This is a genomic window from Rhodopseudomonas palustris, assembly GCF_007005445.1.
Taxonomy (GTDB): Bacteria; Pseudomonadota; Alphaproteobacteria; order Rhizobiales; family Xanthobacteraceae; genus Rhodopseudomonas; species Rhodopseudomonas palustris_G.
The window spans coordinates 3420448-3432529 of sequence record NZ_CP041387.1; the positions used below are offsets into that span (position 1 = coordinate 3420448).

Annotated in this window: 10 protein-coding genes; 9 read left to right on the forward strand and 1 reads right to left on the reverse strand. The window is 64.1% G+C overall.

Annotated features, from left to right (window positions below; genetic code table 11):
• Positions 1 to 273 precede the first annotated feature (273 nt).
• From FLL57_RS15625 to FLL57_RS15650, 6 genes are all read left to right on the forward strand, one after another.
• A complete protein-coding gene (locus tag FLL57_RS15625; protein ID WP_013503958.1) occupies positions 274 to 1101 on the forward strand; it encodes an ABC transporter ATP-binding protein in 828 nt (275 codons plus the stop codon).
• The gene (locus FLL57_RS15630) at positions 1098 to 3029 is read left to right on the forward strand and encodes a long-chain fatty acid--CoA ligase (protein WP_142883354.1); all 1932 of its coding nucleotides are present in this window, start codon (positions 1098 to 1100) and stop codon (positions 3027 to 3029) included. Before FLL57_RS15625 ends, FLL57_RS15630 begins: the two co-directional genes overlap by 4 nt.
• A gap of 343 nt (positions 3030 to 3372) precedes the next feature.
• Positions 3373 to 4266, forward strand: a complete 894-nt coding sequence (locus FLL57_RS15635; protein ID WP_013503960.1) for a branched-chain amino acid ABC transporter permease — start codon at positions 3373 to 3375, stop codon at positions 4264 to 4266.
• 1 nt (position 4267) lies between these two features.
• Entirely contained in the window at positions 4268 to 5341 is a 1074-nt protein-coding gene (locus tag FLL57_RS15640) for a branched-chain amino acid ABC transporter permease (RefSeq protein WP_013503961.1), read from the forward strand.
• 58 nt (positions 5342 to 5399) lie between these two features.
• Positions 5400 to 6680 carry an ABC transporter substrate-binding protein gene (locus FLL57_RS15645; RefSeq protein ID WP_142883355.1) on the forward strand — a complete coding sequence of 427 codons (1281 nt, stop codon included), beginning with the start codon at positions 5400 to 5402 and terminating at the stop codon, positions 6678 to 6680.
• 247 nt (positions 6681 to 6927) lie between these two features.
• Positions 6928 to 7770 (forward strand): ABC transporter ATP-binding protein, encoded by an 843-nt coding sequence (locus tag FLL57_RS15650; RefSeq protein WP_142883356.1) that lies wholly within the window; start codon positions 6928 to 6930, stop codon positions 7768 to 7770.
• Positions 7771 to 7779: 9 nt separating this feature from the next.
• Here the strand turns inward: FLL57_RS15650 and FLL57_RS15655 are convergent, their stop codons facing one another.
• Positions 7780 to 8757, reverse strand: coding sequence for a glycosyltransferase family 4 protein (locus FLL57_RS15655; RefSeq protein WP_235677153.1), 978 nt, complete (start codon positions 8755 to 8757; stop codon positions 7780 to 7782).
• A 256-nt stretch (positions 8758 to 9013) separates the two neighbouring features.
• Here FLL57_RS15655 and rfbA point away from each other — a divergent pair, with 256 nt between their 5' ends.
• The 3 genes from rfbA to FLL57_RS15670 all read left to right on the forward strand — a co-directional run bounded on the left by rfbA (position 9014) and on the right by FLL57_RS15670 (position 12081).
• Positions 9014 to 9895, forward strand: coding sequence for a glucose-1-phosphate thymidylyltransferase RfbA (gene rfbA, locus FLL57_RS15660; protein ID WP_013503965.1), 882 nt, complete (start codon positions 9014 to 9016; stop codon positions 9893 to 9895).
• A gap of 77 nt (positions 9896 to 9972) precedes the next feature.
• The gene (locus tag FLL57_RS15665; protein WP_142883358.1) at positions 9973 to 11130 is read left to right on the forward strand and encodes a glycosyltransferase; all 1158 of its coding nucleotides are present in this window, start codon (positions 9973 to 9975) and stop codon (positions 11128 to 11130) included.
• Between the two features lie 114 nt (positions 11131 to 11244).
• Entirely contained in the window at positions 11245 to 12081 is an 837-nt protein-coding gene (locus FLL57_RS15670; RefSeq protein ID WP_142883359.1) for an ABC transporter permease, read from the forward strand.
• Position 12082: the final 1 nt, after the last annotated feature.

A 12082-nucleotide genomic window follows, 5' to 3' on the forward strand; every position in this document is an offset into this window, starting at 1 on the left:
CTGCGGTGCGACAAGGATCGTCTCACAGCCGTCTCGGGCGACGGATCCGATCAGTTATCGGGCTCGCACGGTAACAATAGGCGGTTTTGTCCGCAGGCTTGCGTCAAGTCCCTCTTGCCAAACTCAAATAGTCGAATATCGTCGCTGTGCCGGCCAAGCTAGGCTTTGGCCAGCGGCAGCAACGCCTGACAACAAGGCGTGCCTCGAGGAACGCTACGGTATCTGGAATAGGCGCGAGCAACGCGCCGGCCGATGCCGGGGAGGAAACCTGGCTTGGAACACGCATTAGAAGTGCGCAATGTCTCCTTGCGCTTCGGCGGCGTCCGCGCGCTGAGCGAGGTGAGCTTTGCGGTCAATCACGGCGAACTGTTCTCCATCATCGGACCGAACGGCGCCGGCAAGACCTCCGTGGTCAATTGCATCTCGGGCCGCTATCAGCCGAGCGAAGGCCAGCTCTTCTATCACGGCCGCGACATAACCGGCCTGAAGCCGAACGCCCGCGCGTCGCTCGGGATCGGGCGCACCTTCCAGAATCTCGCGCTGTTTCACCACATGAGCGTGCTCGACAACATCATGGTCGGGCGCCACCACCTTCTGAAGAACAACTTCCTCACCGGCGCGCTGTACTGGTTCGGCGCCCGCCGCGAGGAGCTCGCGCACCGCGAAAAGGTCGAGGAGATCATCGACTTTCTCGACCTGCAGTCGGTGCGCAAGGCGACCGCCGGCACGCTCTCTTATGGCCTGCGCAAGCGCGTCGAGCTGGCCCGCGCGATGGCGCTGGAGCCGAAGCTGATCCTGCTCGACGAGCCGATGGCCGGCATGAACTTCGAAGAGAAGGAGGACATGGCCCGCTACATCGTCGACCTCAACGAAGAGTTCGGCATGACGGTGGTGATGATCGAACACGACATGGGCGTGGTGATGGACATCTCCAACCGCGTCGTTGTGCTGGATTTCGGCCGCAAGATCGCCGAGGGCGACCCCGCCGAGGTGCTGGCCGATCCGCACGTCAGGCGCGCCTATCTCGGCGAAGAAGACGAGGTGCTGGTCGATCCCGACGACGCCCCGGACCATCCGCCTGCCAAGGAGCGCGTGGCATGATGGACTATGCCGGCCGCGTCGCTTCCGCCGACACCTTTCCGAAACTGCTCCGCCTCAACGCCCGCCAGTTCGGGGACGACATCGCGCTTCGCGAGAAGGATCTCGGGCTGTGGCGGGTGGTCACCTGGTCCGACTATCAGTCACGCGTCCACGACTTCGCGCTCGGGATGGTCGAGCTCGGGCTCGGCCGCGGCGACGTGATCGGCATCATCGGCGACAACCGGCCCGACTGGGTCGCCGCCGAAATCGCCAGCCACGCGATCGGCGCGATGAGCCTCGGCCTGTATCGCGACGTGCTCGATGAAGAGGCAGAATACCTGCTCAACTACGGCGAGGCCAAGCTGGTGTTCGCCGAGGACGAGGAGCAGGTCGACAAACTGCTCGGCCTCGCCGACCGCGCGCCGCATCTGAAGCACATCGTCTATTCCGATCCGCGGGGAATGCGGAAATACGACGATCCGCGACTGCTGTCGGCCGACAAGCTCGCCGAGCTGGGCCGCGACCGGGCCGGGCGCGAGCCCGGGCTGTACGACCGGCTGGTCGACTCCACCGAGGGCGAGGACGTCGCGATCCTGTGCACCACTTCGGGCACCACCGCGCATCCCAAGCTGGCGATGCTGGCGGCGGGCCGGGTGCTGAAGCACTGCGCGACCTATCTGTCGTTCGACCCCAAGGGGCCGGACGACGAATACGTTTCGGTGCTGCCGCTGCCGTGGATCATGGAGCAGGTCTACGCGCTCGGCAAAGGGCTGCTGTGCCGGATGAAGGTCAACTTCGTCGAAGAGCCCGACACCATGATGAACGATTTCCGCGAAATCGCGCCGACCTTCGTGCTGTTCGCGCCGCGGGTGTGGGAAGGCATTGCGGCGGATGTGCGGGCGCGGGTGATGGACGCCTCGCCGCTGAAGCAGAAGCTCTACGAGGCCGGGATGAAAGCCGGCCTCGCGGCGCTGGAGAACGGCCGGCACTCGGCGTTCGCCGACGCCGTGCTGTTCCGCGCGCTGCGCGACCGGCTCGGCTTCACGCGGCTGCGCTCGGCCGCGACCGGCGGCGCCGCGCTGGGACCGGACACGTTCCGGTTCTTCCGCGCCATGGGCGTGCCGCTGCGCACGCTGTACGGCCAGACCGAGCTGCTCGGCGCCTACACGCTGCACAGGCCGGATGCGGTCGATCCCGACACCACCGGCGTCCCGATGGGCGCGGAAATCGAGATCAAGATCGAGAACCCGGACGTCCAGGGCATCGGCGAAGTCGTGGTCCGCCACCCCAACATGTTCCTCGGCTACTACAAGAACCCGGAGGCCTCGACCGCCGACATCAAGAACGGATGGATGCAGTCCGGCGACGCCGGCTATTTCAACGCGAGCGGCCAGCTCGTCATCATCGACCGCATCAAGGACCTCGCCGAACTGTCGCATGGCGAGAGGTTCTCGCCGCAATACATCGAGAACAAGCTGAAGTTCTCACCCTACGTCGCCGAGGCGGTGATCCTCGGTGCCGGCCGCGACATGCTGGCGGCGATGATCTGCATCCGCTACTCGATCATCTCGAAATGGGCGGAGAAGAAGCGGATCGCCTTCACCACCTATTCCGACCTCGCCTCCCGCCCCGAGGTGTACGAGCTGCTGCGCCGCGAGGTCGAAACCGTCAACGCCACGCTGCCGCCGGCGCAGCGGATCGCCCGGTTCCTGCTGCTCTACAAGGAGCTCGACGCCGACGACGGCGAACTGACCCGCACCCGCAAGGTCCGCCGCAGCGTGATCAACGACAAATACGCCGACATCATCGACGGCATCTACGGCGGCAGGAGCGACATTCCGGTCGACACCACCATCCAGTTCCAGGACGGCACGACGCAGCGCATCCGGACGTCGCTGAAGGTGGTGGATCTGGGCCACGCAACTGTGCATGCGGAGGCGGCGGAATGACACGCGCCCCCACCGCCGTCATGGCCGGGCTTGTCCCGGCCATCCACGCCTGGGCCGCGCAGCAAAACGTGGATACCCGGGACAAGCCCGGGCATGACGGGGTGAGGCCAGACCAAAAAGCCAGCGCGCGCTCTCGCAGCGCGATCATCGCTTCATTGCGGGCTGAGGCGCCCATAACTGCGCCCTCTCCCCTTGTGGGAGAGGGCAGCGCAGGCGCCCGCCACACGATCAGCCGGGTGAGGGATCGAGCGCAGTATCCCCTCACCCGCCCTCGCCGCGCTCGGGCACCCTCTCCCACAAGGGGACAGGGAAAGATAGCATTCCTCGCTGGTGGTAACGCCGCATGAACTCTCACCTCCTCATCCAGCTTCTCGTCAACGGTCTCGTCGTCGGCACGCTGTACGGCGTCGTCGCAATGAGCTTCGTGCTGATCTACAAGGCTACACAGGTGGTCAATTTCGCGCAGGGCGAACTCCTGCTGATCGGCGCCTGGGTGTGCTGGGCGCTGCTCGCCAAGTATCAGATCCCGTTCTGGCTCGGCATGCCGCTGACGCTGGTATTCATGTTCGTGTTCGGCATCGCGATCCAGATCGTGGTGCTGCGGCCGATGATCGGCGAGCCGATCATCTCGGTGATCATGGTGACGATCGCGCTGTCGACCGTGTTCCAGGCGGCGCTGAAATGGATCTTCGGCACCAGCCCGCAGCCGTTCCCGCAAGTGTTCACCACCCAGTCGGTGTCGTTCGCCGGCTTCCAGTTGCAGACCGTTTATGTGATGAGCCTGGTGGTGTCGGTCGCGATGATGATCGGCATGGCGTGGTTCTTCAAAGTGTCGAAATACGGCCTGGCGATGCGCGCCACCGCGTTCAACCAGCAGGTCGCGCAATCGCTCGGCATCTCGGTCAAGAGCGTGTTCGCGATGGCCTGGGCGATCTCGGCGACGGTCTCGGCCGTCGCCGGCGTGGTGGTCGCCGTGGTCAACGGCGTGTCCTCGGGCCTGTCCGCCTACGGCATCAAGGTGTTTCCGGCGGCGATCCTCGGCGGGCTCGATTCGATCGGCGGCGCCGTGCTCGGCGGCATCATCATCGGCCTTCTGGAAAACATCGCCCAGTACATCGACAGCGAATATCTGCACTGGGGCAATCTCTACGAAATCGCGCCGTTCTACGTGCTGATCATCATCCTGATGATCAAGCCCTACGGCCTGTTCGGCACCAAGGACATCGAGCGCATTTGACATGGCAAGCCCGTCACTGATCCCCGCCGGCGATTTCCGCACCAGCTACGCGGCCGACACCACGATCTTCCCGACCCGCACCAGTCGCAACGCCGCGATCCTCGGCATCGTGCTGGTGTGTTTCGCGCCGTTCGTGCTGACCGGCTACTGGCTCAGCATTCTGATCCAGATCGGCATCTTCGGCATCGCCGCGCTCGGACTGAACATTCTGGTCGGATTCACCGGCCAGATCTCGATCGGCCACGCCGCGTTCTTCCTGCTCGGGGCCTACACCTCGGCGTATCTCAACAACCACTTTCCGATTCCGGTGTTCTTCGCGATTCCGCTCGCCGGCGTGATCACCGCGCTGGTCGGCCTCGTCTTCGGCTTGCCGGCGGCCCGGCTGAAGGGGCTGTATCTCGTCATCGCGACGCTGGCGGCGCAATACATCCTGATCGACTTCTTCTCCCGCGCCGAATGGTTCACCGGCGGCTCGGTGCCGGCGATGGCCAATCCGTTCTCGCTGTTCGGCTACGAGCTGCGTGGCGACAAGCAGTATTTCTACGTCGTGCTGGCGTATCTGCTGGTCAGCTATATCCTGGTGACCAATCTGATGCGCAGCCGCGACGGAAGAGCGCTGGTGGCGGTGCGCGACCACTATCTCTCGGCCGAGATCATGGGGATCAATCTCACCAAATATCGCACGCTGTCGTTCGGGCTGGCCGCGTTCTTCGCAGGGATCGGTGGCGCGCTGTACGGCCACTATCAGATGGTGGTGTCCAACGAAGGCTTCGGCATCGAACGCTCGATTCTGTTCCTGGCGATGATCATCATCGGCGGCATCGGCTCGATCTCGGGCACGCTGATGGGCACCGCCTTCGTGGTGTTGTTGCCGGAGACGATGGAGTGGCTCAGCGAGGCGCTGAAAGGCGGCGCGATCGACCGCGCGCTGCAGCTCAACACCAACCTGACCTTCCTGCGCGAGATCGCGATCGGCCTGATCATCATCGCGTTCCTGGTGTTCGAGCCCGATGGGCTGGCGCATCGCTGGCGGCAGATCAAGGCGTACTGGAAACTCTACCCCTTCTCGCATTGAGGTTGGCGCAGGGGAACAACAACAAGACCTCGACCAAAACGATCGGAGGACAACCAAGATGAACATCAAGACACTGCTCGGCACCGCCTCGCTGGCGCTGATGCTCGCCGGAGCGTCTGCGACCGCCCAGGCGCAGATCGCGATCGGCCACCTCGCCGACTATTCCGGCGGCACTTCGGACGTCGGCACGCCCTACGGCCAGGCCGTCGCCGACACCTTCGCCTGGGTCAACAAGAACGGTGGCATCGGCGGCAAGCAGCTCAATGTCGACACCAACGACTACGGATACCAGGTGCCGCGCGCGATCGCGCTCTACAAAAAGTGGTCCGGCGGCGACAAGGTCGCGGCGATCATGGGCTGGGGCACGGCCGATACCGAGGCGCTGACCGGCTTCCTCGCCAACGACAAGATCCCCGATATGTCCGGCTCCTACGCCGCGGCATTGACTGATCCCGAAGGCAGCAGCGGCAAGGCCAAACCGGCGCCCTACAACTTCTTCTACGGTCCGTCCTACTCCGACGCGCTGCGCGCCGAGCTGATGTGGGCGGCGGAGGACTGGAAGGCCAAGGGTAAGCCGGGCGCACCGAAATTTGTCCATATGGGCGCCAATCACCCCTACCCCAACGCCCCGAAGGCCGCCGGCGAAGCGATGGCCAAGGAGCTCGGTTTCGAAGTGCTGCCGCCGCTGGTGTTCGCGCTGGCGCCGGGCGACTACAGCGCGCAGTGCCTATCCTTGAAGAGCTCGGGCGCCAACTACGCCTATCTCGGCAACACCGCGGCCTCCAACATCTCGGTGATGAAGGCCTGCAAGGCGGCCGGCGTCGACGTGCAGTTCATGAGCAACGTCTGGGGCATGGACGAGAACGCCGCCAAGACCGCAGGCGATGCCGCCGACGGCGTGATCTTCCCGCTGCGCACCGCTGTGGCCTGGGGCGGCAACGCGCCCGGCATGAAGACGGTCGAGGAGATCTCGAAGATGTCCGATCCGTCCGGCAACGTGTATCGGCCGGTGCACTACGTCGCGGCGGTGTGCTCGGCGATGTACATGAAGGAAGCGCTCGACTGGGCCGCCAAGAACGGCGGCGCCACCGGCGAGAACGTCGCCAAGGGCTTCTACCAGAAGAAGGACTGGGTGCCGGCCGGCATGGACGGTGTCTGCAACCCGTCGACCTGGACCGCAAAGGACCATCGCGGCACCATGAAGATCGACCTGTACCGCGCCAAGGTATCGGGCCCGACCGACGGCGACCTCAAGGACCTGATCGCCAAGGGGACCATCAAGCTCGAAAAGGTCAAGACCGTCGACCTGCCGCGCAAGCCGGAATGGGCCGGTTGGTGAGCTGAAACCGCGCACGGCTGCCCTCAGCCGCGAGCGATTGGAGGCGCCGCATCCGCTTTGAGCCGCGGCGCCTCCGCTCCAAGGACCGTCATCCCCGCGCAGGCGGGGATCCAGTACGCCGCGGCGTCGCGATCGAGGTCTGGTGCACTGGAATACTGGATCACCCGCATACGCGGGTGATGACGGCGGTGCGGGGCGATTTGTCCCCACGCCGGACGCAGCAGGTTCGACAACGTCAGGACGCTCCATGACCGAAACCGCCGAACTCCATCGTCCGCACCCCGGCGCGTCGCCGGCTGCTGCCCCGCTGCTCAGCGTCCGCAACATCGAGGTCGTCTATGACGACGTCATCCTGGTGCTGCGCGGCCTCAGCCTCGAGGTGCCGCAGGGCGCGATCGTGGCGTTGCTCGGGGCCAACGGCGCCGGCAAGTCGACGACACTGAAGGCGATCTCCGGCCTGCTGAAGACCGAGGATGGCGAGGTCACCCGCGGCGAGATCGTGTTCGACGGCGAACGCATCGACGGTGTCGATCCCGACAAGATCGTCCGCCGCGGCATCTTCCAGGTGATGGAGGGCCGTCGCATCGTCTCGGACATGACGTCGCTGGAAAACCTGCGGCTCGGCGCCTTCACCCGCAGCGACCGCGAGGTCGGTCGCGATATCGAGATGGTCTACGATTATTTCCCACGGCTGAAGGAGCGAACCGGGCTGGCCGGCTACCTGTCCGGCGGCGAGCAGCAGATGCTCGCGATCGGCCGCGCCCTGATGGCACGGCCGAAGATGATCCTGATGGACGAGCCGTCGATGGGCCTGTCGCCGCTGCTCGTGAAGGAAGTGTTCTCGATCATTCAGAAGATCAATCGCGACCTCGGCGTCACCATTCTCCTGGTCGAACAGAACGCCCGCGCCGCCCTCTCGGTCGCCAGCCACGGCTACATTATGGAACAGGGCAAGGTCGTGCTCGACGGCACCGCCGACGAGCTGCGCGACAACGAGGACGTCAAGGAATTCTACCTCGGCGGTGCCGGCAACCAGAGGAAGAGCTTCAAGAACCTGAAGAGCTTCAAGCGGCGGAAACGGTGGCTGTGACGGCCGGCGCTACGCTCCGCCGTGCCGGCGAGCGAGGTATTGCTCGATGTCCTCGATCAGCAGCGCCGTCGTCTGCGGTTGCACCAGCCGCTGCTTGATGCGCTCGACCAGAGCGCCGCGCTTGCCGCTATCCAGGGCGGCAGACACCGCAGAAACAATCGCACCCGGCTCGGACGACGCCACATAGCTGATGTCGTCGCCGAGCAGCTCGCGCGACCAGGGATGATCGCGGAGCACGAGCGGCGCGCCGGCGAGGCCGGCCTCGATCGCCGAATGCCCGGGGAAATCCTCGCCGAGTTCGAGATACACCGAACAGCTCTGCATCGCCGAGCGGATGATGTCGGAGCCCGGCTGCAGGTAGGGCAGGAAACGCACCTTTTCCGACGCCGTCGCTTTGCATTTGGCGTAGTAGGCGCGGTCATGATAGCCGCCGATGAAGATCAGCGGGACGTCGAGATCGTGTAGCGCCTCGATCGCCTGCAATTGCTGCTTGGCCTCGTCGAGCACGCCGACCCAGAGCACGAAGCGGCCGACGCCGTAGGCGGAGCGAAACAGGTCATCCGGAACCGGGCGTGCGAACGCGGCGCTGATCCCCGGCGGCACCACCACGATCTTGTCGTGCGCGACTTGAAACAGAGTCTTGCACAATTCGGCTTCGACCTGCGTGCGCAGCACGATCACGTCCGCCAGATCGAAATGCTCCTGCACCACCGGCAGCGATCCGGCCGACGGGCTGAAGAAATTGTAGTTCGGAATCAGAATGATCGGCTTCCCCTGCTCGCGCACATGGCGCAGCAGGATCTGCCCGCCGCCGACGGCGGAGAAATGCACGATGGCATCGTAGTATCGCAGTGGCCGCGAGGCATGGCCGTAGAAATCGGCACGAACGCCGTTCTCGTTCATGTACTCGGCGAGCTGCAGAAATTCGGTCTCGCCCCCACCCGGAGCCAGGAAGGCATGATGATAGGTGGTCAACAATAACCGCATCTGTTCATTCCGTTGCTGCCTGTCGAGGTTAGACGGCTTTCCGGCCCACTGCCAAGAGACCGATTGACGATATACGGCAAAAAAGCCTAAGAGTTGCGGCGACTTCACCCTCATCGTCGCCGGCTCATGCGTCGTTCGCGGCCGGTGTCGGGTGACCCGCGAGTTTCGTGTCGCCTCCGAGCGCTTTCCTGCTCCGGAATTGCCGACACCGAGAAGCGGTTCTTCGGCGAGTTGCGGCATACCAACCGGACGGAACATGGCGAAACCTAAGTACAAGGGTATCATCCTGGCCGGTGGACGGGGAACTCGACTGTTTCCGGCGACGATTTCGATCAGCAAGCAGCTCATCCCGCTGTACGACAAGCCGATGGTCTACTATCCGCTGTCGACGCTGATGCTGGCTGGCATCCGCGAAGTGATGATCATCTCCACGCCGAGCGCGCTGCCGCTGTATCAAGAACTGCTCGGCGACGGTCATCAGATCGGCATGGAATTCGAATATGCTGTGCAGGCCGAGGCGCGCGGCCTCGCCGAAGCTTTCATCATCGGCGAAAAATTCATCGGCCGCGCCAATGCGGCCCTGGCGCTCGGCGACAACGTGTTTCACGGCTCTGGAGTCGGCGACGGCATCCGCAAGGCTTCGGCTCGCGAACGCGGGGCGTCGGTATTCGCCTATTGGGTTCACGATCCGGAACGCTACGGCGTGGTCGAGTTCGACGACAACGGCAAGTCGATCTCGATCGAGGAAAAGCCCGAGAAACCCAAGAGCAACTACGCAGTCACCGGGCTGTATTTCTACGACAACGACGTGGTCGAAATCGCCAAGGGCGTCCGCCCCTCGGAGCGAGGCGAACTCGAGATCACCGCCGTCAACAACACCTACCTGGCGAACGGCGCGCTCAATGTCGAGAAGCTCGGCCGTGGTGACGCCTGGCTCGACACCGGCACCCACGACACGCTGCTTGAGGCCAGCCATTTCGTCCAGACCATCGAGAAGCGGCAGGGCCAGAAGATCGCCTGCATCGAAGAGATTGCGTGGCGGATGGGGTTTATTGACGACGAGGAACTGGAGCAACTGGCGCATCCGTTGATCGCCAGCGGCTACGGCAAATACATCCTGAATCTGCTTCGGCATTGAGAGCTGCCTGCCCTGCACAGCAGCCGCAAACGATACCGCCGGTCGACAGGCGATCGGCTTTGCCCGAGCGCACCACCATGAACGTCCTGCACGCCTACAAGGTCTATCGCCCGGACGTCGACGGCGGTATCCCAGAGGTGATCGCCAAGCTGACCCGGCCGAACGCCAGCGGTGACAGGGCCGAGATTCTGGTCGCGCGCGACCGCGGTCTGCCACGCCGCTATGTGTTCGACGGCTGCGAGGTGCGCGCCGTCGGCTCGTTCGGCCAGATCTCGTCGATGCCGATCGCACCCGGCTTTCCGTTCGCGCTGCGTCGCGCTGCACGGCGGTTCGATGTGCTGGCGCTGCATTATCCGTTTCCGCTCAACGACCTCGGCGTCGCCTTGGGAATCCCCGACGAGGTCGCCGTCGTGGTGCACTGGCATGCCGACATCATCGGCCGCGGCGCTGTGATGCCGCTGCTGACCCCGCTGATCCGCCGTACCCTCGATCGCGCCGATCGGATCATCATCTCGCATCAGTCGATCTTCGACGGTTCGAGCCTGTTGCAGCCCTTCGCGGCCAAATGCGTGAGCATCCCGTTCGGCGTCGACACCAGCGAGTGGACCGATGTCGATGCCGCGCTCCAACGGCGGATCGAGGAGTTGAAGCAGCGCCATCCGCGCCTGATCGTGGCGATGGGCCGTCTGGTTCCGTACAAGGGCTTCGCGGTCCTTCTGGAGGCCCTGACGCAGATCGACGGCGAACTGGTGATCATCGGCGAAGGCGCGGAGCGCGACAATCTTCAGCGTCTCGCCGCCCGGCTCGGCGTCTCGGACCGGTTGCAGCTCCCCGGCTTCCTGCCGCGCGACGAGGTCAAGGCTTACTTCCACGCCGCCAAGCTGTTCACGCTACCGTCGGTCACTATCGCTGAGGCATTCGGGCTGGTTCAGATCGAGGCGATGGCGGTCGGGCTTCCCGTCGTCAATACCGCGCTGCCGACCGCCGTGCCGACCATCGCCCGCGACGGGCAGGAAGGGCTGACGGTGCCAATACATGACGCTCCGCGACTGGCCGCAGCGATCAATCGCCTGCTCGACGACCCGGCGCTCGCCGGCGCGTTCGGCGAAGCCGGACGACGCCGCGTCGCGACCCACTACGAGCAATCCGTATTCCAATCCTCCGTTCGGCAAGTCTATGAATTTGCGGTCGAATCAAGGCGAAACCGATCGCCGCGCGGGGAAACTAAGACTTGACTTGCGACGCCCAAAACGGACATTGAATTTCGATAGGCTCCAGTATGCCGCCGGGCACGGGCCTTTCCGAGCGGCCACGTCCCGGCATCGCTCCAATCCCTCGCGCGGGCACCGATGACCGATTCCATTTCCAGCGCCGCAGCGCCGCTCCCGGGCGCGCCGAAACCCACCAGACATCTGCAACGCGGCTTCACGCTGAAGCAGTATCTCGACCTGATCCTGACCCTCGCGCACAAGGAAGTGAAGGTCCGGTACAAGAACAACGTGCTCGGCTATCTGTGGTCGATCGCCAATCCGCTCGCCTCGGCGATGGTGTTCTACTTCGCCCTGCAAGTGATCATGCGGACCAATGTCGAGAACTATGTCGTGTTCCTGACCATCGGGCTGTTCGCCTGGCAATGGTTCAGCAACTATCTGATGGGGGCGTGCGGCATCTTCCTGGCGAACGGAAGCCTGATCAAGAAGTCGGTATTTCCGCGGTTCGTGCTGCCGATCGCGCTGAACCTTCAAGACACCTTCCACTACGTGATGTCGGTGCCCGTGACGCTCGGGTTTCTGCTCGCCTACAGCCTGCCGGTCGGATGGGACATCATACCGGGAATGCTGCTGATCATTCCCGCGCAGTTCCTGCTGCTGCTCGGCCTGGGTCTGGCGATCTCCTCGGCGAATCTGTTCTTCCGCGACATGGAGCGGATTCTCGCGATCGGATTGAACATGATGTTCTATCTGTCGCCGGTGATCTACCCGATCGACCGCGTGCCGGATCAATATCGGCCGCTGCTGCATCTCAATCCGATGACGCCCCTGATCGAGGCGTGGCGCGCGCTGTTCATGAAGGGCATCATCGACTGGCACAATATCGGACTCGCCTATGTGTACGGGGCGGTCGCGATGGCGATCGGCGTGTTCGTGTATCGCCGGCTGGTCCACCGTTTCGCCGAAGTCATCTAGG

Coding starts and splice junctions, on each gene's coding strand:
- FLL57_RS15630 (WP_142883354.1), top strand. CDS start 1,098: ATGATGGACTATGCCGGCCGCGTCGCTTCCGCCGACACCTTTCCGAAA.
- FLL57_RS15635 (WP_013503960.1), top strand. CDS start 3,373: ATGAACTCTCACCTCCTCATCCAGCTTCTCGTCAACGGTCTCGTCGTC.
- FLL57_RS15640 (WP_013503961.1), top strand. CDS start 4,268: ATGGCAAGCCCGTCACTGATCCCCGCCGGCGATTTCCGCACCAGCTAC.
- FLL57_RS15645 (WP_142883355.1), top strand. CDS start 5,400: ATGAACATCAAGACACTGCTCGGCACCGCCTCGCTGGCGCTGATGCTC.
- FLL57_RS15650 (WP_142883356.1), top strand. CDS start 6,928: ATGACCGAAACCGCCGAACTCCATCGTCCGCACCCCGGCGCGTCGCCG.
- FLL57_RS15655 (WP_235677153.1), bottom strand. CDS start 8,757: ATGCGGTTATTGTTGACCACCTATCATCATGCCTTCCTGGCTCCGGGT.
- rfbA (WP_013503965.1), top strand. CDS start 9,014: ATGGCGAAACCTAAGTACAAGGGTATCATCCTGGCCGGTGGACGGGGA.
- FLL57_RS15665 (WP_142883358.1), top strand. CDS start 9,973: ATGAACGTCCTGCACGCCTACAAGGTCTATCGCCCGGACGTCGACGGC.
- FLL57_RS15670 (WP_142883359.1), top strand. CDS start 11,245: ATGACCGATTCCATTTCCAGCGCCGCAGCGCCGCTCCCGGGCGCGCCG.